Below are 26,954 nucleotides of genomic sequence, written 5' to 3'. Positions count from 1 at the left end.
CGTAGGCAATACCGGACGCAAGCTGGCTTGAGGTCCAGGTAGAGCCGTAACCGTTGTTGGTGAACAGGGTCGCCGTTTGCGAGCCGCCGTAGGTGCTGAGCTTGATGATGTCCATCTGCCCGTCGCCGTTCCAGTCCACCGCCACTGACAGATAGCCCGCCGTGGCGTTAGAGGCTTCCACCGCGCTTTTGGTGGCAGAAAGCGTCCCGGTACCGTCGTTGTAGTAGATCACCCCGCCGTTGTTGTTGTAGCTGCTGCCCAGGTACAGATCCATGTAGCCATCACCGTTGAAGTCTGCCCACGTCATGGACGCCGCCGTGGTGGTATTCGAGGCGTTGGCCACAAACACGTTAGTCAGGTTTTGGCCGATAGAGAGCGTGCCGTTACCGTTGTTGTTGATCACGGTTAACGAGTACGCGCCGCTGCGGTTGGTGTGCTGAACGATATCCACCGTACCGTCGTTGTTCAGGTCAACGCCGGAGATTTCGCGCCCGGAATCGAACTGACCGTAGAAACCGCCTTCGCCACCGGTGCCGTCCGGCGACAGAACGCCGTTGTTGTTCACCAGGTAGGTCAGTGAGTCCATGCCAGCATCGCCGTACGCCAGATCCAGATAGCCATCGCCGGTTTTATCGTACGCAATCACGCCGCCGTACCAGATGGTGGTCCCCATCGCCAGCTGGCTGGCGTTATAGGTGCTGCCATCATAGGTCCACATCACCTGCGTAGAGCCCGAGTAGGTGGTCTCCGTCGCGAAGATATCCTGCGTGCCGTTACGGTCAAAGTCGGCAGCGGTCTGGCTCACCATGTAGTAGCTGCGGGTGTTGGTCAGCGTATTTCCGGCATAGGTCGAGCTATCGCTGCTGGAGTAGGACTGGCCGTTAGCAATGATGTTCCACAGACCGCTGCTGTTCATGCCGAGGGTCATGGTTGAGTTGTTGCTGTTCCCCGCCGTGGTTGCCCAGTCGGTATTCACCGAGGTGGTATCAATCACCAGGCTGCCGGTCGCCGTACCGGTGGTATTACCGTTACCCGCGCTGCTCTTCACCTGCGCCGTCACGCTGTAGCTCGACACGCTCAGCGCATCGCCGTCCGGGATCTGCAGATACCAGGTGTTGTGATCCGGGTCGACCACCACCGCGCCGCCGGTCTGGGAGGTGTAGGTTTTTCCGTTCACCGTTACCACCAGGTATTCACCGTTCACCAGGTCAGCGGAGACGGTACCGCTGACGATCGGCGTGGTGTCCGACGTGGTCTGCGCGGTAATCGCCGCCGTGGTGGTCGGGATGCTGGTATCCACGTTCAGCACAAAGCCGTCCGATTCCGTGTAGTTACCGGCCTTATCGGTGACGCGCACAATGTAGGTGTGGTTGCCGTCGCTCAGGCCGTTGTCCTGGAAGGACCAGCTTGCGCTGCCGTTCATGGTCACCTGGCCGAGCAGGACCCCGTCACGATAGAGCTGCACAATTTCACCGTCGTCCGGGGCGCGGTTAAGCGTACCGTTGATCAGTGGCGAGTTATCGTCCGTTGCCACCGCACTGCCAAAGGTGCCCTGACGCTCGCCTTCGCCGTCGGTATAGCTCACTACCGTGCCTACCGTGGTTGGCGGCGTGGTGTCCACCGTCACCACCTGAGAGGCGGTGGAGCCGACGTTGCCCGCCTGGTCGATAATCCGCACCTGGTAGGTGTAGTCACCGTCAGGCAGATCGCGGGTATCGGTGTAGCTCCAGCGCTGGTTGGTGACCGTGGTATCGAGCCAGGTATTTCCGCCGTCCAGGCTTATCTGTACGCGCTCGTCGCTTGCCAGCGCGCTGCCCAGCGAGCCGTTGATCGTCAACGTGGTGTCCATGGTGATGAAATCACTGCCGGACTGGCCGGTATCGTCACTGATGCTGTCGATGGTGACGCCGTACTGCGGCGCCTGCGTATCCACCGTCACCGCCTGAGCGGTTGTTGCCCCAACGTTCCCCGCCTGGTCAACGACCCGCACCTGGTAGTTATGGCTGCCGTCGGTCAGGGTACGCGTGTCGCTGTAGCTCCACTGCGTACCGCTGACGATGGCGTACACCCAGGTGCTGCCGCCGTCCATGCTCACCTGCACGAATTCACCCGCGCCGAGTTCTGCGCCGAGCGTTCCGTGCAGCGTGTACGAGGTCGAACTGGTCAGGAAGTCGTTATTGTCGAAGCCGGTATCCACGGTGATGTTATCCACGGTCACCGTAATCGCCGCATCCGGGGCGACCGTATCGACGGTCACCTGCTGATGGGCGCTCGCCCCCACGTTGCCCGCCGCGTCCACCACGCGAACGTAGTAGTCATAGGTCTGGTTACCCAGCGTGCGGCTATCGACGTAGTACCAGCTGTTGCCGGTGACGATGACGTTCTGCCAGGTGACGCCGCCGTCGATGCTGATCTGGGCATACTCGCCGTCGGCCAGCGTCGCGCCGAGCGAGCCATGCAGCGTCAGGGACGTATCGTTGGTGATAAAGTCGCTGCTGCTCAGGCCGGTATCGTCGCTGATGCTGTCAATGGCGATGGTTTTGCTCGCGTCCGGCGCAACCGTATCAATGGTCACCACCTGGCTGGCGGTGGCGCTGATATTGCCCGCGTCGTCAATCACGCGCAGCTGGTAGTTGTAATCCGCGTCGGCCAGCGTGCGGCCATCGACGTACGTCCAGCTCAGGCCGCTGACGCTAACGTCGATCCAGGTAACGCCGCCGTCGAGGCTGATCTGCGCGTGGTCGCCGCTGCCCAGCGCGGCGCCGAGCGTCCCTTTCAGGCTGATCTGGTTGTCGCTGGTGATAAAGTCGCTGCCGGACAGGCCGGTATCCTGGGTGATGGAATCGACCGTAATTGTCGTAGCCGCAGGCTTCGTCAGATCAATCACCACGTCCTGGCTGTCCGTGGCCCCCACGTTGCCCGCGTTATCGATCACGCGCACCTGGTACTGATACGAACCGTCCGTCAGAGTGCGGCCATCGGTGTAGCGCCAGATGGTGCCGGTCACGGTCAGGTCACTCCAGGTGGTGCCGCCGTCGAGGCTGATCTGCGCCTTCTCGTTATTGCCGAGCTGCGCGGTCAGGGAGCCGTTGACCACGACCTGAGCGTCGTTGGTGATGAAATCCGTCGCGCTCAGGCCGGTGTCGTTTTGCAGCGAATCAATGCTAATCCCCATCGACGGCGCGGTGAGATCCACGGTGACGCTGTGGTTATCGCTGGCGCTGTTGCCGATGGTGTTGCTGACCTGCGCGTTAATCACGTACGAACCGCCGTCTGCCAGCGCGGTCACGTCTGCGCTGCCGACCGTATAGCTCCAGGTGCCGTCATTCTGCACGGTCGCCGTATAAGTTTTACCGTTCAGCGTAATGGTCACCGTCTGGCCCGCCGGGGCGTCGGTGGTGCCGCTGACGACCAGCGGCGTGCCGTGCTCGGCGGCGTTGACGATATCGTCCTGCGCAAAGGTGTTGATGGTGATGGTTGGGACATCGCCGTTCAGCGTCACGTCGTGCGTTGCGCTGCCCGGGTTGCCCGCCCTGTCGCTTACCGACGCGGTGATGGTGTAATCCCCGTCGCTCAGGCCGAGGAAATCACGGCCCGGCACGAAGACCGACCAGGATCCGTCCGCCCCGACGGTCGCCTGATAGCTGTGCCCGTTGAAGGAGACGGTCACCGTCTGGCCCTGTTCCGCCGTAGTGGTGCCGCTGATGGTCTGCCCCGCCAGCTGCTCCGCGTTGTTGACGATATCGTCATCGGCCACGGTGCTGATGGTTACGGTTGGCGCGACGGTATCGACCGTTAAGGTGTGCGTGGTCTGGCCGTTATTACCCGCTTTGTCGTTGACCGAGGCAGTGACCGTCAGCGCGCCCTGGCTCAGCGCGGCCAGATCGGCAGCCGGAACGTCCAGCGTCCAGGTACCGTCGTTTGCCACGGTGGCGGTGTAGGTTTTGCCGCCCAGCGTCACGGTGACGGTCTGACCCGCCTCCGCGCTGGAAGAGCCGTGCACGGTCAGCGGCTGCTGCGCTTCAAGCGCGTTCAGCATGTCGTCAGTCGACAGCGTTGCAATGCTCACCACCGGCGCGGTGGTATCCACGCTGATGCCGTGCGTCGCCGACGCGCTGTTGCCCGCGCTGTCCTGCGCCGACACGGACACCTGATAGCTCGCGCCATCGGCCAGGGCGCCCACGTCTGCGGCCGGAACGGTGGTCGTCCAGCTGCCGTCGCTCTGGATGGTGGCCGTATAGGTTTTGCCGTTCAGCGTCACGGTGACCTGAGTCCCGCTGGCGAACTGGGCGCTGGAGCCGTTAATCACCAGGGACGAACCGGCTTCCGCCGCGTTGATGACGTCGTCACCGCTAACGGTGTTCACCGTCAGGGCCACGGAGGCGGTGTTCACCACCACATCGTGGGTCTGGGTGCTGCTGTTGCCCGCGCTGTCGGTAATCGTCGCGCTGAGGGTCACGGTGCCGTCGTTCAGCGCGGAAATCACGCTGGCCGGAACGCCTACGCTCCAGTTACCGCTGGCGTCAACGGTGGTGGTGTACTGGTTCGAACCGATGGTGATGACCAGCTTATCGCCGACGCTCGCACCGGTTGCCGTACCGCTGACAATCTGCGCCTGCCCGTGCTCCACGCTATTAATGATGTTATCGCCCGCGACGGCGTTAAAGCTGACGGTCGGCGGCGTGGTATCAAGCGTAATCGCTTTGCCCGCGCTGCCCGGGTTACCCGCGGCGTCGCTCACGCTCACCTGCACGGTGTAGCCGTTATCCGCCAGCGCAGACAGGTCGGCGCCCGGCACGTTCACGCTCCAGATGCCGCCCTGCTGCACCTGCGCGGTATAGCTCTTACCGCCCAGCGTCACGGTGACCGTCTGCCCGACTTCCGCCGTGGTGGTGCCGGAAATGGCCACGCCCGCAGCCGCTTCGCTGCCGTTAATCACGTTATCGCCAGCGACGGTATCAATGCTCACGGTTGGCGCGGTCGCATCCACGCTGTACTCACGGCCCGCAGAGGCGCTGTTACCGTGCGCGTTGGTGACGCTCACCTGCACGCTGGCATCGCCGTCCTTCAGGCCCGCGAGATCGGCGGAAGGCACGGTGGCCGTCCAGTTACCGTCAGCGTCCACCGTCGCGGTGTACGTCTTGCCGCCGAAGGTGATGGTAACGGTCTGGTCTTCCTCCACGTTCGAGGTGCTGCCGGACAGCACCAGATCCGCCCCTTTCTCCGCCGCGTTAATCACGTCGTCGGTGGCAATCGCATCGATGCTGACGGCAACGGCAGACAGATCGACGGTGACATCGTGGCTGATGGTCACCGGGTTGCCCGCCGCGCTCTGGCCTGCAACGGTCACGGTGACCGTACCCGCAGCCAGGGCCCCGACGTCTGCCGCCGGGATCGCCGCGCTCCAGGTGCCGTCTGCCAGCACGGAGGCCGCATAGGTTTTGCCATTAACGGTCACGGTGAGCGTGGTGCCTGCCGCCAGCCCGTCGCTGGATCCGGTGACAATCAGGTTCTGTCCATGCTCGATGCTGTTAATCACATCGTCGCCCGCCACGGTATCAATGCGCAGACCCGGCAGGTTAGCGTCGATAGCGATTTCGCGCTCGCCCGCGCCGGTGTTGCCGTGACCGTTGGTGACGGTCGCCGATACGGTCAAATCGCCGTTGCCCAGCGCGGTCAGGACGGATCCCGGCACGTTCACGGACCAGGTCAGATCGCTCTGCACCGTTGCGGTGTAGCTGTTGCCGCCAAGGGTGACGGTGACGGTATTGCCCGCTTCCGCGTTCGCCACTTTGCCGCTGATGGTCTGGCCTGCGGCCACTTCCGCCGCGTTGATGACGTTATCGCCCGCCACGGTATTGATGGTGACGGTCGGCAGCGCGGTGTCCACCTGCAGGTTCGCGGTGTTATTCACGGTGTTACCCACGCCGTTGGTTGCGGCGGCGCTCAGGGTATAGTTGGCTTCGCCCAGGCCCGCCAGATCCGCTGCCGGAACGGTCAGGCTCCAGGTGCCGTCCGCCGCTGTCGTGGCCGTGTAGTTTTTACCGTTGAGGGTCACGGTCACCACGGTGCCTTCCGCCAGGTTGGCGCTGGTGCCGCTGACGCTCAGATCCTGACCTTTCTCCACCGCGTTCAGCACGTTGTCGCCGCTGATGGCGCTGAAGCTGACCGAAGGCAGACCGGTATCGACGGTCACGTTATGGCTGCCGGTACCGGTATTGCCCGCCGCGTCGGTGACTGACGCCGTGACGGTCACGGTGCCGTCGCTGAGGCCGGAAATGACGCTGGCCGGTACGCCCACGCTCCAGTTACCCGCCGCGTCCAGCACGGTGGTGTAAGTCTGGCCGCCGATGGTGACAGTGACCTTATCGCCCGCAGCCGCGCCGGTGGCGGTGCCGCTGATGATGTGCGCCTGAGCGTGCTCAGCGATGTTAATCACGTCATCGCCCGCTACGGTATTGATGGTCACCGCAGGAACGGTCACGTCGACCGTCAGAGTGTGATCAACCGACGCCGGGTTGCCCGCCTTGTCGCTGACGCTCGCCGTCACGGTGACGCTGCCGTCGCCGAGTGCCGCCAGATCCGCCGCCGGAACGCTCAGCGTCCAGCTGCCGTCCGCGCCTGCGGCTGTGGTGTAGTCTTTGCCGTTCAGCGTCACGTTCACGGTCTGGCCCGCTTCGGCGGTGGTGGTGCCGGATACGGTCAGATCGGACTGTGCTTCAGTGGCATTCAGAATATCGTCGGTCGCCAGGGTATTGATGGTCACGAACGGTGCGGTCGCATCCACGCTGTACTCGCGGCCCGCCGAGGCGCTGTTGCCGTTCACGTTGGTGACGCTCACCTGCACGCTGGCGTCGCCATCCTTAAGGTGTACCAGATCCGCAGACGGTACGGTGTAGGTCCAGTTACCGCTATCGTCTACTGTCGCGCTATAGATTTTGCCGTTCAGGCTGATGGTCACGGTCTGCCCGGCTTCCACGTTGGTGGTCGCACCGGACAGCACCAGATCCGCGCCCTTCTCCGCCGCGTTAATCACGTCGTCGGTAGCGATGGAATTGATGCTGATGGCAACGGTCGCCAGATCTACCGTCACGTCGTGGCTGATGGTAATCGGGTTGCCCGCAGAGCTGTCGCCGGTCACGCTGATTTTGACGGTGCCTTCCGGCCACGCGCTCACGTCGGTGGACGGGATCGCCGCGATCCAGGTGCCGTCCGCCAGTACGGTCGCCGCATAGTCTTTACCGTTGACGGTGACGGTCAGCGCCGTGCCCGCCGCCAGCCCGTCGCTGGAACCGGTGACGATCAGGTTCTGCGCGTGCTCGATGGTGTTGATCACGTCATCACCCGCGACGGTGTCGACACGCAGTCCCGGCAGGTTAGCGTCGATAGCGATCTCGCGCTCGCCGGTGCCGGTATTGCCGTGGCCGTTGGTGACGACCGCCGTTACGCTCAGGCTGCCGTTGCCCAACGCAGTCAGCACGTCAGACGGCACGTTCACGGACCAGGTCAGATCGTTCTGCACCGTTGCGGTGTAGCTGTTGCCGCCAAGGGTGACGGTAACGGTATTGCCCGCTTCGGCATTCGCCACGCTGCCGCTCAGGGTCTGGCCTGCCGCCACTTCCGCCGCGTTGATGACGTTATCGCCCGCCACGGTGTTGATGGTGACGGTCGGCAGCGCGGTGTCCACCAGCAGGTTCGCGGTGTTGCTCACGCTGTTGCCCACGCCGTTGGTGGCGGTCGCATTCAGGGTGTAATTGGCCTGGCCGAGACCGGCCAGATCCGCTGCCGGAACCGTCAGGCTCCAGGTGCCGTCTGCCGCCGTGGTGGCCGTGTAGTTTTTACCGTTGAGAGTCACGGTCACCACGGTGCCTTCCGCGAGGTTAGCGCTGGTGCCGCTGACGCTCAGATCCTGGCCTTTTTCAACGGCGTTGAGGACGTTGTCATCGCTGATGGCGTTGAAGGCTACCGATGGCAGACCGGTATCGACGGTCACGTTATGCGTGCCGGTGCCGGTGTTGCCCGCCGCGTCGGTGACTGACGCCGTGACGGTCACGGTGCCGTCGCTGAGGCCCGAAATCACATTCGCCGGTACGCCCACGCTCCAGTTCCCCGCCGCGTCCAGCACGGTGGTGTAGGTCTGCCCGCCAATCGTGACGGTGACCTTATCACCCGCTGCCGCGCCGGTGGCGGTGCCGCTGATGATTTGCGCCTGGCCGTGTTCTGCGATGTTAATGACATCGTCGCCCGCCACGGTGTTGATGGTCACCGCAGGCGCGGTGATATCTACCGCCAGGTTGTGATCCACGGACGCCGGGTTACCCGCTTTATCGCTGACCGACGCGGTGACGGTCACGCTGCCGTCGGTTAATCCAGCCAGATCGGCGGCCGGGACGTTCAGCGTCCAGCTGCCGTCTACGCTGACGGTTGTGGTGTAGTCTTTGCCGTTCAGCGATACGGTGACCGTCTGGCCCGCTTCGGCGGTGGTGGTACCGGATACGGTCAGATCGGACTGCGCTTCAGCGGCGTTCAGAATATCGTCGTTCGCCAGGGTATTGATGGTCACGGACGGTGCGGTTGCATCCACGATGTACTCGCGACCTGCCGAGGCGCTGTTGCCGTTCACGTTAGTGACGCTCACCTGCACGCTGGCGTCGCCGTCTTTCAGACCCGCCAGATCGGCCGCTGGCACCGTGGCGGTCCATTTGCCGTCGGCGTTCACCGTCGCGGTGTAGCTCTTGCCGCCGAAAGTGATGGTGACGGTCTGGTTTTCCTCCACGTTCGAGGTTGTGCCGGAGAGCACCAGATCCGCGCCCTTCTCGGCCGCGTTAATCACGTCATCGGTGGCAACGGCGTCGATGCTGATGGCAACGCTCGCCAGATCCACCGTCACATCGTGGATGATGGAAACCGGGTTACCGGCGCTGCTCTGGCCAGCAACGGTTACGGTAACCGTACCTGCGGCCAGCGCACCCACGTCCGCCGCAGGGATCGCCGCGCTCCAGGTGCCGTCCGCCAGCACAGTCGCCGGATAGGTTTTGCCGTTGACGGTCACGGTCAGCGCCGCGCCCGCCGCCAGCCCGTCGCTGGTGCCGGTGATAATCAGGTTTTGAGTATGTTCGATGCTGTTGATCACGTCGTCACCCGCCACGGTATCCACGCGCAGGCCCGGCAGGTTAGCGTCTATGGTGATTTCGCGCTCGCCCGTTCCGCTATTGCCCACGCCGTTCGTGACGCTGGCTGACACGGTCAAATCGCCGTTGCCCAGCGCGGTCAGCACGGATTCCGGCACGTTAACGGACCAGGTGAGATCGCTCTGCACCGTTGCGGTGTAGCTGTTGCCGCCAATGGTCACGGTCACGGTGTTGCCCGCTTCGGCATTCACCACCTTACCGCTGATGGTCTGCCCGGCTGCCAGTTCCGCGGCGTTAATGACGTCGTCACCTGCAATGGTGTTGATACTCACGCCCGGCAGAACGGATTCCACGTTCACGGTGTGTGACGTGCTGGTATTGTTGCCGACGCTGTCCGTTGCCGATGCAGTAACGGTGTACAACGCTTCACCCAACGCGCCGACCTGATCCGCCGGAACGGTAGTCGTCCATTTCCCGTTGCTATCGACCATCGCGCTGTACGCTTTGCCGTTCAGCATCACGGTCACCACCGCGCCTGTCGCCAGGCCGGAAGCCGTACCGGAGATCGTCAGATCCTGGGTTTTCTCGGCGTTGTTGATCACATCGTCACCGGAAACGGTGTCAATGGTCAGCACCGGCGCGGTCAGGTTCACCTCCACGCCGTGCGTGGCGCTGTTGCTGTTGCCCGCTTTATCGGTCAGCGCCGCGGTAATGGTGTAATCCCCTGCGGCCAGGGCGGTGACGTCCGCCGCAGGCACGCCCACGCTCCAGTTGCCTGAGGTGTCCAGGGTGGCGGTGTAGGATTTGCCGTTGAGCGTGACGGTGACCACATCTCCGGCCGCCGCACCGGTCACGGAACCCGTGACAATCAGAGCCTGCGCATGCTCGGCGCTGTTGATCACGTCGTCGTCGGAAACGGTGTTAATGGTCAGTTGCGGGACGGTGGTATCGACCAGCACGTCGCGATCCGCAGAGGCCGGGTTGCCCGCCTTATCAGACACGGCGGCGCTGATGGTGTAGTTGCCGTCGGTAATACCGCTCAGATCCGCGGACGGCACGGTCACGCTCCAGCTGCCGTTTGCCTGCACGGTAGTGGTGTAGTCCACGCCGTTCAGCGTCACGGTGACGGTCTGGCCCGCTTCGGCGTTGGTCACGCCGTTAACAACCAGATCCTGCTGCGCTTCGGCCGCGTTGATGATGTTGTTGTCGCTGACGATCTCGATAGACACCGTCGGCGCGGTGGCGTCCACGCTGTACTCGCGGCCTGCCGACGCGCTGTTGCCGTTCACGTTGGTGACGCTCACCTGCACGCTGGCATCGCCGTCCTTCAGGCTGCCCAAATCGGCGGACGGTACGGTCGCCGTCCAGTTGCCGCTGGCATCCACGGTCGCGGTGTACGACTTGCCGCCGAAGGTGATGGTAACGGTCTGGTTTTCTTCCACGTTGGTGGTCGAGCCGGACAGCACCAGGTCCGCGCCTTTCTCCGCCGCGTTGATTACATCGTCCGTGGCAATCGGGTTAATGCTGATGGCGACTGCCGCCAGATCCACCTTCACGTCGTGGCTGATGGAAACCGGATTACCCGCCGCGCTCTGGCCGTCCACGGTCACGGTGACCGTGCCCGCATTCAGCGCGCTGACGTCTGCCGCCGGAATGGCCGCCGTCCAGGTGCCGTCCGCCAGCACGGTTGCGGCGTAGGTTTTACCGTTGACGGTCACCGTTAACGCCGCGCCCGTTGCCAGGCCCTCGCTGGAGCCGGTAATTATCAGGTTCTGAGCGTGCTCAATGCTGTTGATCACATCGTCGCCCGCCACGGTATCGACGCGCAGGCCCGGCAGGTTAGCGTCGATGGTGATGTCGCGCTCGCCGGTTCCGGTGTTGCCGTGGCCGTTGGTGACGCTGGCTGACACCGTCAGATCGCCGTTACCGATGGCGGTTAAGACCGTGGACGGCACGTTGACCGACCAGCTCAGATCGTCCTGAACCGTCGCGGTATAGGTATTGCCACCAACTGAAACAGTGACAGTGTCACCGCTGGCCGCGCCGCTCACTTTGCCGCTCAGGGTCTGCCCGGCAGCCACTTCCGCTGCGTTAATGACATCGTCCGTGGCGACAGGGTTGATGGTGACCTGCGGCAGCGCGCTGTCGACCAGCACGCTGTGGTCGGTGCTCGCGCTGTTGCCTGCGGCGTCGGTTACGCTCGCCGTCACGACATAGCTTGCTTCTCCGAGCGCAGAAACGTTTGCCGCCGGAACGGTGATGCTCCAGCTGCCGCTGGCGTCAGTGGTGGCCGTATAGCCGATCCCGTTCAGGGTCACCGTAATGGTGGTTCCGTCCGGCTGGTTGCTGGTGCCGGACACCAGCAGATCCTGGCCTTTCTCGGTCGCGTTGATCACGTCGTCAACCGCCAGGGTATTGATGGCCACCACTGGCGCGGTCAGCGAGACGTCAAATTCATGCGTGGCGCTGGTGCTGTTACCGGCTTTATCGGTGAGGGTCGCGGAAATCGTCTGGTCGCCGCCAGCCAGCGCGCCCACGTCCGTCGCCGGAACGCCCACGCTCCAGTTGCCGGACGCATCCAGCATGGCGGTATAGTCTTTCCCGTTCAGGGTGACGGTAATGACATCGCCCGCCTGCGCGCCCGTGACCTTACCGGAGACGATCAGCGCCTGGCCGTGCTCGGCAATATTCACGACGTCGTCGCCCGCAACGATGTTGAAGGTAATCTGCGGTACGGTAGTGTCGACCAGCACCGAGGAGCCCGCACTGGCCGGGTTGCCTGCCTTATCGGACACGGTCGCCGTGACCGCCGCGCTGCCGTCGGTGATGCCTGCCATGTCCGCCGCCGGAACGTCGAGCGTCCAGCTACCGTCCGCCTGCACCTGCGCAGTGTACTGATTGCCGTTGAAGGTCACTGTGACCGTCTGGCCCGCTTCGGCAGTAGAGGTGCCGCTCAGGGTCAAATCCTGCGCCGCCTCCGCCGCGTTCAGCATATTGTCACTGCTGATGGTGTTGATGGTCACCGTCGGCGCGGTAGTGTCGACGCTGAATTCCTGCGCCGAAGACGCCGCGTTGCCGTTCACGTTGGTAACGCTGACCTGCACGCTGGCGTCACCGTCTTTCAGGCCGCTCAAATCGGCTGCCGGAACGGTCCAGGTCCAGTCGCCGTTGGCATCCACCGTCGTGGTATAGGTTTTACCCGCGACGGTGATGGTCACGGTCTGACCCGCTTCAACGTTAGAGGTGGTGCCGGAAAGCACCAGGTCCTGGCCTTTTTCCGCCGCGTTGAGCACGTTATCGTCGGTCACGCTGCTGATGGTGATGGCGACAGGCGCGAGATCGACGTCCACGACGGTGCCGATGGTCACCGGGTTGCCGGAGGCATCCTGCGCGCTGGCGCTGATGGTGAGCGAACCGTCCGCCCACTGGGACACATCCGCCGCAGGTATCGCCGCCTGCCAGGTGCCGTCCGCCAGTACCGTTGCCGAATAGGCTTTGCCGTTGATGGTCACGGTCACGGTGCTGCCCGCCGCCAGATCGGTGCTGGTGCCGGACACAATCAGGTTCTGAGCGTGTTCAATCACGTTGATCACGTCGTCACCTGCGACGGTATCAATACGGAGTCCCGGGAGCTGGGCGTCGATGCTGAAGTCGAGAGAAGAAGATCCGGTATTGCCGTGCGCGTTGGTCACGCTGGCGGAGACGGTGAGGTCGCCGTTGCCGAGCGCGGTTAACTGGCTCTCGCTTAACGGCAGACTCCAGGTGAGATCGTCCTGCACGGTAGCGGTGTATGTCTGGCCGCCAAGAACAATAGTGACAGTGTCACCTGACGCCGCGTTCGTCACCTTACCGGTCAGGGTTTGCCCTGCCGCCACTTCCGCTGCGTTAACGATATTGTCGCCCGCCAGGGTGTTGATCGTCACCACCGGCAGCGAGCTATCCACCAGCACATCGTGTGAGGTTGAGGCGCTATTGCCTACGCTATCCGTGACGCTCGCCGTCACGGTGTAATGGGCTTCTCCCAGCGCGCTGACGGCCGAGGCCGGTACGGTCACGCTCCAGCTGCCGCTGGCGTCGGTGGTGGCGGTGTAGTTGATGCCGTTCAGGTTAACGGTGATGCTGGTCCCTTCCGGCTGGTTGCTGGTGCCGGAGAGCAGCAGATCTTCGCCCTTCTCGGTCGCGTTGATCACGTCGTCCGCCGCCAGCGTGCTGATGGCGATAACAGGCGTCACGGTATTCACCACCACATCCAGTGAACTGCTTCCGGTATTGCCGGATCGGTCGGTCACGGAGACGTCGATGGTCCAGGTGCCGTCCGTCAGACCCTGCACGACAGACGCGGGCAGGCCAAGGCTCCAGTTGCCCGATGCATCCACCACCGTGGTGTAATCGACGCTGTTAATGGTAATGGTCACAAGGTCGCCCGCCGCCGCACCGGTGACGGAGCCGCTCAGGATCTGCGCCTGTGAATGGGCGAGCTGGTTAACGGTGTTAGTGTCGGTGACAAAGTCGTTAATGGTCACCTGCGGTACGGTGGCGTCCACCAGTCCCACGCGATCGGCGCTGCTGGCGTTGCCCGCCACGTCGCTCACGGTTGCGGTCACGGTAACGATGCCATCCGTCAGGGCACCCACGTCAGCCGCAGGCACGCTCAGCTGCCACGTACCGTCCGCCTGAACCGTGGTCTGATACGTTTTGCCGTTCAGCGTCACGGTGACCGTCTGGCCCGCTTCCGCAGTGCTGGTACCGCTTAAGGCTAAATCCTGCTGCGCTTCCGCCGCGTTGATGATGTTGTCGGCGGTCAGGTTATCGAGCGTTATCGCCGGTGGCTGCGTATCCACCGTGACCACGCGCGCGGCGTCCGCGCTGTTGCCGCTGATGTTAGTGACGCTGACGCTCACCTGCGCGCGTCCGTCGATCAGGGTTTCCATTGCGCTGGCCGGTACGGTCAGGCTCCAGGAGCCGTCCTGCTGCACCTGCGCGGTGAAGGTCTGGTCAGCGAATTTAACCACCACGGTCTGCCCCGCCTCCACGCCCTGCGTCTGGCCGGAAAGGGTTAAGTCCGCGCCTTTTTCCGCCGCATTCAGCAGGTCGTCGCCGGAGACGATATCAATGGTGACCGCCACGGCGTTAAGATCGAGTTCAATCGGGTGTTCAGCCGCAACGGTATTGCCCCAGGCATCTACCGCACTGACGCTAACCGTCATGCCGCCCGCCGTCCAGGCCTGCAGGTCCGCCGCCGGAACGCCGATCTGCCAGTTGCCGCTGGCGTTAACCGCGGTGACGTACTCAACGTTGTTGATGGTGACGACAATCTGCGTCCCCGCGGCCAGATGGGTACTGGAGCCGGTGACGCTCAGATCCTGCTGCTGTTCAATGGCGTTGATCACGTCATCGCCGGAAATGGTGTTCACGCGCAGGCCCGGCAGCTCCGCGTTGATATTGATATCACGCTCGCCGGTGCCGGTATTGCCGTGCCCGTTAGTGACGGAGGCGCTAAAGGTCAAATCCCCGTCGCCGAACGCCTGAAGATCCGCTGACGGGATTTTCACGCTCCAGGTCAGATCGCTGCCAACCGTTGCGGTGTAGCTCTTGCCGCCGACGGTGATGGTGACGGTATCGCCCGCCGCCGCGCCGGTGACGCGACCGCTGAGGGTTTGATCGACGCCCGCTTCGGCGTTATTGACCAGGTTGTCACCCGCAAACGTATTGATAATGACCTGCGGCAGCACGGTGTCCACCAGCAGATTCGCTTCGGCAGAACCGCTATTACCCACGCTGTCGGTACCGCTGACGCTCACGGTATAAAGGGTGTTCGCCAGATTCAGCACGTCAGAAACCGGCACCTGAACCGTCCAGATACCATTTTCGACCGTAGCCTGATAGTTAACGTTGTTTAACGTGACGGTGATGGCGCTGCCGTTCGGCAGGTTGCTGGTGCCGCTCAGGCTCAGGGGCTGCATGGCCTCCTGCGCGTTCAGGACGTTATCCTGGCTGATGGCGTCAATCGTGAATTCCGGCGGGTTGCCGCTCAGCGTCACGCCGTGCGTCGCGCTGCCGGTGTTGCCCGCAGCATCAGTGACGGAGACAGAGATCGTGTGGCTGCCCTCACCGAGCGCGCCGATGACGGAGGCAGGCACGCCGACGCTCCAGCTGCCGTCGGCAAGCACCACACCGGTGAAGGTCTGTCCGCCAACGGTAACGGTCACCACGTCTCCTGCCGCCGCGCCGCTCGCCTTACCGGAAACGATCTGCGCCTGGCCCTGCTCGCTGGTATTCAGAATGTCGTCACCCGCGACGGTGTTGATCGTCACAACGGGAGCGGCGGTATCAACCGTGAAATCGGCGGTGGTGGAAGAACCGTTACCCGCTTTATCGCTGACGTTGACCGTCAGGGTGTGCCCGCCGTTAGCCATCGCCTGTACTTCACCGGCAGGAAGCGTGACGGACCAGGTGCCGTTGCTGCCCACGGTCGCCGTGTGATTTTTGCCGTTCAGCGTGACCGTCACAATCTGGCCCGCTTCCGCATCGGTTTTACCGCTAATCGTCAGCGGCTGATTATGTTCAGCGGCGTTAATGATATTGTCCTGCGCGATTGCGTTCACGGAGAGCGCAGGCGCAACGGTATCGACGCCAATCGTCTGACTGCCGCTCACGATATTACCCGCCGCGTCTTTGCCGCTCACGTTGACCGTCCAGGTGCCGTCGCCCAGCGCCTGCGCGTCTGCGGCAGGCACCTTCACGCTCCACGCGCCGTTTGCCCCGACTTCTGCGGTATAGGTTTTTCCGTTCAGCGTGACGGTCAGCGACGTTCCCTGCGCCAGGTTTTTGCTGGCACCGGAAAGCGTGAAGCCCGCGGACTGTTCGCTGGCGTTGATCACGTTATCGCCCGCCGTGGTGGCGAGCGTCACGGCGGCCTCGGCCGTTGAGACGGTTACGGTGATGCTGCCCGCTGAGGTGGTTTTGCTGCCGTCGATCTGTACGACCGACCAGGTGTGCTCCCCGTCGGTCTGTGTCGGGAGTTTTACCGTCCAGGTGCCGTCCTTCGCGACCATGGCGCTGGCAATGGTGCTGCCGCTGCTGTCTTTAATCTGAATGGTCGCGCCCGGCTGCCCGGTACCGCTAAAGGTTGGGGTGTTGTCGTCCGTGATCTCTTTTGCACTCAGCACGCCCTGCTTGTCACCCGCGTTATCAGTCAGCAAAAAGGTCGGCGTGGCGCTCTCAACCTCTTTGGTATTGTCAATAACTTTCGTTTTTGTTTCGCCGTCACCGCCGTGAGCCAGCAGCGCCCCAATGGCACCGCCGCCTAACGCCGCTCCCGCAATCCAGCCCCACGGCGCATCGCTTAATACGCTTTCCTGCTCCAGGAAAGGCTCAATGCTGCTAATGGGTGCGGCCTGCGCGGTTAATTCCGTCGCGGCCATGCCTGACGCTTCCCCGGCATCGGCAAAAGAAATATGAGTCAGTTCCTGATTATCGTTGAACACCAGCTCTGACTGATTATGCGTTTCTGGATCTTCGACAAAATAGTTATTGCAGCGGATCACACTGCCATCTTTCATATAAATCAGGAGGTCTTTCCCCTGGCGGACATAACGCACCACGTCCTGAGCAGAACCCTGGATTTCAATCACGCTCGGCGATGAAATGGATACCGACAAATTTCCTTCACCGGTTAATTTCGTTTTCTCCGCCGTTTTGCGAATGATGACATCAACAACTTTTACGTTACTCATATTCTTCTCCTTGCAGGTGTACGGATTCCTGTGGATATGTCCACCAGACGGATGTAGCTATCCCTGGGAAAAAACACCCATTATTGTCAGACTTATTTCGCGCAGAAAGGCGCGTCTTTTTTTAACTCAAATCGGGTAATTTTGCGGCAGCGTTTTTCTCTATTCCGATAAGCGGCATCAAATTATCAACCGCAGAAGCGTAGTTAATCGCCGAACTCCAGCCGTCATATTCAGCCATTATTTTTGCGGAGGTAGCGGCCCAGACATCCTGTTCAACGCTGAGCAAATCGTTAATGCTCCGCTTGCTCAGGGTATATTCATTTTTATAGACATCGCGGGCGCGCAGGGCATTTTCCAGCTGCTGTTTTCCGGCCTCCATTCTTCCCCTGGCACCGGTCCAGTCAGCCTGCGCGACAGAGGCTTTTTGCAGAACATCAAAGCGCGCCTGGTCGACCTGAGAGGAGGCCATAGCACGTGCCCCTTCAGCCTGACGCACGCGTGCGGAAACCGCGCCGCCCTGATAAAGCGGTGCGTCTATATTGAGCTGAATTTGGTCGTCCCAGTAAGAACGGTTGTCCGACTCATAGCGCGTACGTCCTCCCTTCAGGCTCAGGGTTGGCCAGTGCTGCGATTTTGCTGTTTCAACGCCATACTGGGCCGAGCGCTCCATGTTCTGCGCGGCCAACACCGTCGGTATCAACGAATAATCAATGCGGTTGAGGGAATCCGGCTCAACGGCAAGGTTCGCAGGGACAGGCGAATAGGTTTCAGCCTGCAGACCTGTCAGCACCGCGAGCCTTGCGCGGGCGCTGTTTAAGGCGGCGTTATACTGCGCCACGGTCGCCTGCATACCGGCAATGCGCGTGCGGGTCTGGAGTTCATCGGAGGTGGAACTCACACCTGCATCCGCGCGCAGTTTCGCCAACTGCTCAACGTTTTTGAGCGCCTGGACGTTGTCTTTGGCTGCCTGTAAGAGATCGGAATAGCGTTTAACCTCCACGTAGCCGAGCGCCGTCTTTTCCGCCACGTCAGAGAGCGTGCTCATCAGCTGATAGCGGTAGCTATCACGCTGGGCTGAGGACTGGCTGATGCTGTTATTCGTCTTACCAAAATCGTACAACAGCTGCGTCAGGCTCACCCCCCAGGCCGCAGAATTCTTCAGCGATCCGCTTGAGTCGGTGGTCTGGCTATGGCCCGTACTGCCGTTCAGCGATATTTGCGGCATCCAGCCGCTGCGTGCCTCATCTATTTGCGCCTGACCAATACCTAATTGTGCGGCCTGCTGGCTAATAGACGGATCGCGATCGATAGCAAATAAAATGCTTTCTTTTAAGGTTATCGCCGCCACCGGGGCCATCTGCATCTGGTCACTATTGGCGTACGCCATATTCATTGCGAGCGTAATTAATACGATTGTCAGTGTAAATTTGAGTGAAACGTTCTTTGGCAATACAGTCATTTTTATCTCCCTGACTCTGAGTGATACTTAAGCAATTACCCAAAAGGAGGTATAGATAATTAGACAAATATCTTCTTTAACTTCCTCACTGAATTTCAGGCAAAACTCCCCCGCATCCATTTCCATTGGAGATGAGATTGTTTCTTCTTATTTCGTATAAGAATTTACTTATTTTTTTACTGGTTTGGAGCATAACAAAATGCGTTATAGGCAACTACACTCACAATGTTAATGTGGTGTTACAAATAAGAAAAAACATGCAGGTTCTGGACAAAATGCGAAAAGTGGCCTTTCAAATGAAACATAAAAACCCACTGTTATTTAAAGAAAATTCCTAATTTCATTTGTGTACATTTTTGCGTTAATTTCCTTATGACTCAGACACAAAGATTTTCAAAGAAGTGTCAATTTAGGTAATCAGTCGAACGCATTCAATATTAAAAACCACATAAATTGTAATTATCAAAGTAAAAAGCCAATTAAGTTCGTATAAATGGAATTTAATGCCGATTAATGGTTATGCATTGGTTATATCACCCAAACAGGTAAATAAAACATAACGATAACATCGTGGTCACTATTCCAAACGCCTTGATTATATTCGCTTAATAAAATTTCAATAGTTACGCATATAAACTATCAGGTTTTCTTCCTGTTTTCGGCTAAACGTTTTCTTCCCTCCGCTCAAAATTGCTGTATTATGCGATTTATTGCGACATTTTGCAGGATTGCCCCGCCATGCATAAAACCGCCCGTCAGAAGTACGTGCTCGATCTCCTTATCGAGCACGGCCAGGCCAGCATTACCGAGCTTGCCGAGAAACTGCAGGTTTCTGCCGATACCATTCGCCGCGACCTGACCGACCTGGAAAAACAGGGTCTGGCACAAAAGAACCACGGCGGTGCGATTGCGCTCGATCTCTCCGCCATGAATCGCCAGGGCAGAAATACCTTACTGCCTGAGACAAAGCAGCGGCTCGGTAAAGCGGTGGCACAGCGCGTGCCTACAGGTTCCACACTGTTTCTCGATGCCGGTAGCACGGTGATGGCCGTAGCCACTTTCCTTCAGGGCCCCCTGAAGGTGATCACCACCTCGCTGGATATCGCCCAACATTTCAGTGACCGGGACGATATCGAGCTGATCCTGCTCGGCGGACAGTGGGACCAAAAGCAACGCCTGTTCGCCGGCAGCGCCACCCTGTCCCTGCTGTCCCGCTATCGCGCGGATATCGCCATTCTCGGGGCGTGTGCCATCCACGCGCAGCTTGGCTTAAGCGCCAGCAAAGAAGCGGATGCGGACGTTAAGCGGGCGATGCTCGCGGCAAGCCATGAGCACTGGATCGTCGCGGACCATATGAAATTAAACCACTGTGAGCCCTGGCTGGTCGCCGGGTTATCCGAAATTCATCAACTGTTTTTAGACAGGCCCTGGGCTGAGCCTGGGGATACCAGCGCATTGCACGTCACGGTTTGCGCGGAATAACGTGGAGAAGGTCATGAATAAAGCTAAGACAATTAACATTGCGCTGATCGGGTACGGATTTGTGGGTAAGACGTTCCATGCCCCGCTGATCCAGTCCATCGAAGGATTAACGCTGACGGTCGTCTCTTCCCGTGACGAAGAGAAAGTGAAACGCGATCTTCCGAACGTGCTGGTGGTCGCCACCCCGGAAGAAGCCATTCAACACCCGGATGTCGATCTGGTGGTGATTGCCTCCCCTAACGCCACCCACGCGCCGCTGGCTACGCTTGCCCTTGAGTCCGGCAAACACGTGGTGGTGGATAAGCCATTCACCCTCGACATGCAGGAAGCGCGCGAGCTTATTACCCTGGCGGATGAGAAGCAGCTTTTGCTCTCCGTCTTCCACAACCGCCGCTGGGACAGCGATTTCCTCGGCATTAAGCAGGTGATTGAGGAAGGCCGCCTCGGCAAGGTCAAATTGTTCGAGTCGCACATTGACCGCTTCCGCCCGGAAGTACGCGTACGCTGGAGAGAGCAAAACGTTCCGGGCAGCGGCTTGTGGTTTGACCTTGGCCCGCATCTGATCGACCAGACGCTGCAGCTGTTCGGGCTGCCGCAGTCGGTTCAGGGCAATATCGCCACCCTGCGCGACGGCGCTGAAATTAACGACTGGGCGCACGTGGTCCTGAATTACCCTGAACATAAGGTGATTCTGCACGCCAGCATGCTGGTGGCTGGCGGTACGTCACGCTTTACCGTCCACGGCGATAAAGCCAGCGTGGTGAAGGCACGCATCGATCAGCAGGAAGCACAGCTGCTGGCGGGTGTTATTCCGGGCAGCGAGAGCTGGGGTGAAGACAACGACGATATGGTGTTGTTTGATGCCGCCGGAGACGCGACGCGCCTGAAAACGCCGAAAGGCGATCAGCGTCAGTACTACATTAACGTGCGTGACGCGCTGACGGGCAAAATCGAGAACCCGGTTCACCCGGTTGAAGCATTGGCGGTGATGGCGGTGCTGGAAGCGGCGGCGAAATCATCCGAAACAGGGTCAACCCAGACGCTGGAACTAACAGCTGAAGAGCAGTCCCAGCTGCGTTAAAAAACAAGCCGGGTGGCGCTGCGCTTACCCGGCCTACGATACAGCGCTGTTTGTAGGCCCGTGCAAGCGTAGCGCCGCCGGGCAATAAGCTGGCTACTGGCGTTTTTTAGGCATCATGCGCAGCAGCGTATTATCTTTCCAGAAATAGTGATGCATCAGCGCCGCCAGGGCGTGCAGACCAATCACGAAATACCCCAGATTGGCCAGCGTGACGTGCCACTCTTTCAGCACATCTACCAGGTCAAAATTCCCTTCCGCCGCATGCGGCATCGTCATACCAAAGGCAAACCAGTCATTGCCCCGGTTATACATCATCACAATGCCAATCAGCGGTAATGCAATAAACAGCAGGTAAACGATCAGGTGTCCAAGGTGCGACAGGCCGGTGATCATCGCTTTCGGTTTTGGCTGAATCGGCGGAGCCGGGTATTTGAGACGAATAAGCAAGCGCGCCACCATCAGCACCAGGATGGCGATCCCGCAGGAGACGTGGATCATGTTAATCAGCGGGCGTTCGGTTCGCGGAAAAAAGCCTCTGAACTCCATGGCGCAGTAAGCCACGATAACTAACAGAAACACCAGCCAGTGAATACCTATTTGCAGGCCTGTATATTTAGTGCGCATGTGATTTCCTGATAAATGACAAATACAGCGCCAACATAATCCGCTTTCCTTAAAAATTCATTAAGTTTTCTGTATGGTTTTTCAAATACTTCCCTGCGGATGAAGCATCTTCAATTGCCCTCATGCCCGTCATAGTCTAAGCCTGGATGAGTTCAAACGGTCGTCTCGACATGTTCACCAGGAGAATACGATGAGTAAAATTGGTATTAACGGTTTTGGACGCATCGGACGCCTTGTCCTGCGTCGCCTTCTTGAAACCCAGGACAGCAACACCGTCGTCGCCATCAACGATCTCACCTCGCCGAAGGTGCTTGCGTATCTGCTTAAACATGATTCCAACTACGGCGGTTTTCCGTGGAGCGTAGATTTCACGGAAGACTCGCTGATTGTTGATGGAAAATCGATTTCGGTTTACGCCGAAAAAGAGGCTAAACATATTCCGTGGAAAGCGGCAGGCGTGGATATCGTCGTCGAATGCACCGGTTTTTATACCTCTGAAGAAAAATCCCGCGCCCATCTGGATGCGGGCGCTAAAAAGGTGCTGATTTCCGCACCTGCGGGAGAGATGAAAACCATTGTGTTCAACGTGAATGACGACACGCTCGATGCCAGCGATACCATCGTCTCTGTCGCCTCCTGCACCACCAACTGCCTCGCGCCGCTGGCTAAAGCCCTGAACGATGCCTTTGGCATTAAGGTGGGCACGATGACGACCATTCACGCCTACACCGGGACGCAGGCGCTGGTGGACGGCCCGCGCGGGAAGGATCTTCGCGCTTCACGCGCGGCGGCGGAAAATATCATTCCGCACACCACCGGGGCTGCGAAAGCCATTGGTCTGGTGATCCCCGCGCTCAGCGGCAAACTGAAGGGCCACGCGCAGCGCGTGCCGGTGAAAACCGGTTCGGTAACGGAGCTGGTAGCCATTCTTGAGAAAAAAGTGACGGTCGAGGAGATCCACGCCGCGCTGAAAAAAGCGACGCTCGGCAATAAATCGTTTGGCTATACCGATGAAGAGATTGTCTCTTCAGACGTGATCGGCTCCCATTATGGTTCGGTGTTTGATGCCACGCAGACCGAGGTGACCGAAGCCGGGGATGTGCAGCTGGTGAAAGCCGTAGCCTGGTATGACAACGAGTACGGTTTCGTCACACAGCTGGTGCGTACGCTGGATAAATACGCGTCGCTGTAGCCTAAAATCCCCTCTCACCGGAGAGGGGATGTTCCGCTTAAGACTGCAAATAGACGACCTGCGTCTGCAGGTATTCATTCAGACCATGTTTACCGTCCGCCCCACCAATCCCTGACTTGCGCCAGCCCGCATGGAAGCCCTGCATGGCTTCAAAGTTCTCGCGGTTGATATAGGTTTCGCCGAACTTCAGCCCCTTAATCGCTTTCATCGCCACGTTCAGATCCCGGGTATAAACAGACGAGGTCAACCCGTAGTCGCTGTCGTTAGCCATCTTCAGCGCCTCTTCCAGCGTGTCGAAAACTACGACCGGGAGCACCGGGCCAAAGGTCTCTTCATGCATGATGGCCATCTCCTGGCGCACATCCAGCAGCAGCGTTGGCGGATAGTAGTACCCTTTCCCCTCAACGGCGCTGCCGCCGAGCGCGACTCGCGCCCCTTCCTGGACCGCACGCGCCACCTTCTGCTGCACGCGCTCAAGCGCGGCGGCGTTAATCAATGGTCCCATTGCGATATCAGCCCGTTCAGCCGGGTTGCCAAACTGCACCGCTTTCATCGCCTCGCCCAGACGGTTGACGAAACGGTCATAAATGCCTTTTTGTACGTAAACGCGCTCGGCGCAGTTGCAGACTTGCCCGGTGTTGATCACGCGGGAGTCCACAATGGCTTTTACCGTAAGCTCCAGATCCGCATCGTCCATCACAATGGCTGGCGCTTTGCCGCCCAGCTCAAGCGCCACTTTAGTGATGTTTTTCGCCGCCGCCGCCATGATCTTCTCACCCGCCCCCACGCTGCCGGTCATGCTCACCATCGCCACCTTCGGGTTGCCCGCCAGCTCCTGACCCACGGTTTCCCCTCGCCCCAGAACCAGGTTGAAGACCCCTTTCGGCAGACCGATTTCATCAACGATTTTGGCGAACGCGATGGCGTTATTCGGCGTGAACTCGCTGGGTTTGATCACGATGGTATTGCCGGTAATCAGTGCCGGCGCGAGCTTGCGGGCAATCAGGAAGAACGGGAAGTTCCACGGCAGGATCCCGGTGGTCACGCCCAGGGCGCGCTTAAAGACCAGGATATTCTCCCCCGGACGGTCGCTCTGGACAATTTCGCCTTCGTAGCGGCGCGCCCATTCGGCCATATAGTCGATGTAGTCTGCGGTAAAGTTCACCTCAACTTCTGCCAGCTGCTGGATTTTGCCGCCCTCGGCGACGATCAGCGCGCTGATTTCACTGACGCGTTCGCGGATCCCGGCAGAGATTTTGCGCAGCCAGCCGGCGCGTTCGATAGCGGGTAAGGCTTCCCAGTCAGGTTGGGCACGCTCAGCGGCGTCGATGGCTTTGCGCGCATCTTCAGCACGACCGTCGGGAATACGGGAAATGACCTCTTCTGTGGCCGGGTTGATCACATCAATCCAGGCATCACCCTGCCAGGCAACAAACTGTCCATCGATATACATAGGATGTTGTACGGGTACCGTCATGACCTGCTCCTGTAATTACACTGTTTTTGACAAGTAAATGCATTGTTAAAAACTATAATTCCAGGGACGATTTCCTATCCTATGAGGCTGTTTTTGTGAGATATCTCAAAAAAGAAACGGGTCAGCCAATCTATACAATCACAAATCGGCAACATTAAATGCCCGTTTGCGTAAAACCTGGCGCAAACGGGCAGAGCGCTACAGCAGGGAACGGCTGACCAGCGCGTCGGTGAGGATGGCGTCATTACGCAGAAGGGTCCACGCGTTCTCCACCTCGTCAGGGATGTCCACGTGCGCAATAAAGTCGCGCCCCGCCGGACCGTAGCCGTTAATGTCGTCCCGCAGGCGCGGCAGTTCCCCCAGCACCAGCGACAGATAGCGCTCAACCGGCCAGAGGCCGTCGCTAGCGCCGCTAAACGCCAGGCCGTCCTCACTGTTTTGCAGCACCGGCGTCACGCCGGGATGGCTTATCCACTCCGGCGAAGCGGCTTCGTCACGGCAAACGCGAGCAAAGGTCGCCATCGTGCGGCGCTGCATGGTCGGGTCCTGCACCACGAGCACGCGCCCGGCGTTCAGGCCCTTTTGCTTCATCATGTTCCAGCTAAATCGGGCGTTCTCACCGCAGTTCGTTGACTGATCCTCTATCAGGATTTTGTCTTCCGGAATGTTCCAGAACTCACGCGCGATATCGGCGAGGATTGCCGCCTCTGCCCGTCCGGTGGTGGGAAGGGTGTTATAGCGCGGATGCTTCGCCACGGCGGCATACAGGAAGGTGGTCGAGTGCCCGATACCGCCGCTGATCAGCAGCGGGACGTCCTGTTCGGCCGCAGTTCTACAGGCTGCATCAATCGCAGGGATGACCGCATTCCCCGCCAGAATGACGATATCGACAGGCGGAGTGCGCCGATCGTCCTGCGCAAGCCACGCCCCGACGGTGTTGACGGCATTCAGGGTGGATCCAGGCAGACAAGGAAAAAGTGCCAGCGTCATCGTTACCTCCTTACAGCGTTTAGGTTCAGAGTACTGCACGCGTTGCGGCTGAACAGGGGATCTCTCCGAAAGCCAAAACGCCCGTTACTCGCTATTTCTGTCATTATTTTGAAATAACCAGAAACATCCAAAAACAATTGGGTTGCACCTGCATGTTATGCTTTTGATTATCCGACTTACAAAACATCATGCCAGTCAAACCACCGTCAAAAGCACCAGCCGCTGCTTAATTCACCGTGATCTGACCAGTCTCGCCCGCCCCTCACTTGCCAAACACAACATCCAACCCTAAGTTGCTTAACAATTTTACAACCTTTTTCATTCCTGCGGGTTGCACCTGAAGCGCGCCAGGTGACACCGCTTTCACCCTTAACGTGGCGGAGCTTCGGGTCATGACACAACATGAAAGTACGACAGCGGTTTTACGAAAAAACAAGAAGGTGTTAATTGCCAGCCTCACCGGCAGTTCCATTGAATGGTTTGATTATTTTCTCTATGGCACTGCCGCCGCGCTGGTGTTTAATAAAATTTTCTTCCCGATGGTCGACCCGGTTATCGGGCTGATCCTCTCTTATCTCTCGTTCTCGCTGACCTTTTTTATCCGCCCCATTGGCGGTGTTCTCTTCGCCCACATCGGGGACCGTATCGGGCGCAAAAAAACGCTGGTGTTGACGCTGTCGTTAATGGGAGGTGCAACCGTTACGATCGGTCTGCTCCCCACCTATGACATGATTGGCATGTGGGCGCCCGCCCTGTTGATCCTGATGCGCATTATTCAGGGCATGGGCATTGGCGGTGAATGGGGCGGCGCGCTGCTGTTGGCCTACGAATACGCGCCGGAAAAACGCAAAGGCTTTTTCGGCAGCATTCCGCAGGCGGGCGTCACCATCGGCATGCTGATGGCGACCTTTATCGTCTCGCTGATGGCGCTGTTCAGCGAGGAAGATTTCCTCTCCTGGGGATGGCGCATCCCTTTCCTGCTCAGCTCAATTCTGGTCTTGATCGGGCTGTGGATCCGTAAGGACATCGACGAGACGCCTGATTTTCAGAAGGTCAAAAAATCGGGCCAGGTGGCGAAAGCGCCCCTGCGCGATACCCTGAAACACCACTGGCGTGAAGTGTTGATTGCCGCCGGTCTGAAGGTGGTAGAAACCGCGCCGTTCTATATCTTCTCGACGTTCGTGGTGAGCTATGCCACCACCACGCTGACGTACCAAAAATATCAGGCGCTGGAAGCCGTGACGCTGGGCGCGCTGGTTGCCACCATTATGATCCCGTTGATGGGGCTGCTCTCCGATAAAATCGGTCGTCAGCGCATGTACGCGGTCAGCGTCTTCGTGCTCGGCTTGTTTATCGTCCCGTGGTTTATGCTGCTCAATACCGGCACGACCTGGGGCATTGTCCTCGCCACCGTCATTGCGTTTGGCGTGCTATGGGCGCCGGTAACGGCGGTGCTCGGTACCCTCTGCTCTGAAATTTTCAGTGCCAACGTGCGCTACACCGGCATCACCCTCGGGTATCAGCTGGGTGCCGCGCTGGCAGGCGGTACCGCCCCACTGATCGCCACCGGTCTGCTGGCGAAATACGACGGCGATTGGGTGCCGGTAGCCTGGTATCTGGCGGTGACGGTCGTTATCTCGCTGATCGCCATTTTCTGCGCCAGCCGGGTAAAACGCGCCCCCGCCGTCCAGGCACAACCTGACCACATCTGATCGTTCAGCGGCCCTCCCGGGCCGCTCTTTTTGTTCAAGCGTCCCCTCAACATTTGATTAACATGCGATA

Annotated in this window: 8 protein-coding genes and 1 pseudogene; 4 read left to right on the top strand and 5 right to left on the bottom strand. The window is 59.7% G+C overall.

What is annotated here, in order from left to right:
• Window positions 1-4: 4 nt before the first annotated feature.
• Both K5E19_RS03450 and K5E19_RS03445 read right to left on the bottom strand, forming a co-directional pair.
• Window positions 5-16,867: pseudogene (locus K5E19_RS03450) on the bottom strand (Ig-like domain-containing protein); the annotation flags it as partial.
• Window positions 16,868-16,988: 121 nt separating this feature from the next.
• Window positions 16,989-18,326, bottom strand: a complete 1,338-nt coding sequence (locus K5E19_RS03445; protein WP_221549981.1) for a TolC family outer membrane protein — start codon at window positions 18,324-18,326, stop codon at window positions 16,989-16,991.
• A gap of 738 nt (window positions 18,327-19,064) precedes the next feature.
• Here K5E19_RS03445 and K5E19_RS03440 point away from each other — a divergent pair.
• Together K5E19_RS03440 and K5E19_RS03435 are read left to right on the top strand one after the other, a co-directional pair.
• Complete coding sequence (locus K5E19_RS03440; protein ID WP_221549980.1) at window positions 19,065-19,808, top strand: DeoR/GlpR family DNA-binding transcription regulator; 744 nt, start codon at window positions 19,065-19,067, stop codon at window positions 19,806-19,808.
• A gap of 13 nt (window positions 19,809-19,821) precedes the next feature.
• Complete coding sequence (locus tag K5E19_RS03435; protein ID WP_221549979.1) at window positions 19,822-20,889, top strand: oxidoreductase; 1,068 nt, start codon at window positions 19,822-19,824, stop codon at window positions 20,887-20,889.
• 93 nt (window positions 20,890-20,982) lie between these two features.
• On the opposite strand, the gene cybB is transcribed toward K5E19_RS03435, so the two are convergent.
• Complete coding sequence (cybB, locus tag K5E19_RS03430) at window positions 20,983-21,513, bottom strand: cytochrome b561 (RefSeq protein WP_221549978.1); 531 nt, start codon at window positions 21,511-21,513, stop codon at window positions 20,983-20,985.
• A gap of 190 nt (window positions 21,514-21,703) precedes the next feature.
• On the opposite strand from cybB, the gene gap reads away from it, so the two are divergent.
• The gene (gene gap / locus K5E19_RS03425; RefSeq protein ID WP_126544619.1) at window positions 21,704-22,705 is read left to right on the top strand and encodes a type I glyceraldehyde-3-phosphate dehydrogenase; all 1,002 of its coding nucleotides are present in this window, start codon (window positions 21,704-21,706) and stop codon (window positions 22,703-22,705) included.
• A 37-nt stretch (window positions 22,706-22,742) separates the two neighbouring features.
• Here gap and aldA read toward each other — a convergent pair whose 3' ends face one another.
• Together aldA and K5E19_RS03415 are read right to left on the bottom strand one after the other, a co-directional pair.
• The gene (gene aldA, locus K5E19_RS03420; RefSeq protein WP_221549977.1) at window positions 22,743-24,182 is read right to left on the bottom strand and encodes an aldehyde dehydrogenase; all 1,440 of its coding nucleotides are present in this window, start codon (window positions 24,180-24,182) and stop codon (window positions 22,743-22,745) included.
• Between the two features lie 198 nt (window positions 24,183-24,380).
• Window positions 24,381-25,172 (bottom strand): YdcF family protein, encoded by a 792-nt coding sequence (locus K5E19_RS03415; protein WP_221549976.1) that lies wholly within the window; start codon window positions 25,170-25,172, stop codon window positions 24,381-24,383.
• Window positions 25,173-25,564: 392 nt separating this feature from the next.
• Here K5E19_RS03415 and K5E19_RS03410 point away from each other — a divergent pair, with 392 nt between their 5' ends.
• A complete protein-coding gene (locus tag K5E19_RS03410; RefSeq protein WP_221549975.1) occupies window positions 25,565-26,884 on the top strand; it encodes an MFS transporter in 1,320 nt (439 codons plus the stop codon).
• The last annotated feature ends 70 nt before the right edge of the window (window positions 26,885-26,954 follow it).

Source organism: Enterobacter sp. RIT637 (assembly GCF_019718755.1).
In the GTDB taxonomy this organism is placed as follows: domain Bacteria; phylum Pseudomonadota; class Gammaproteobacteria; order Enterobacterales; family Enterobacteriaceae; genus Enterobacter.
Note: the sequence above shows the minus strand (reverse complement) of the source record. Positions and strands in the feature narration are given on the sequence as shown.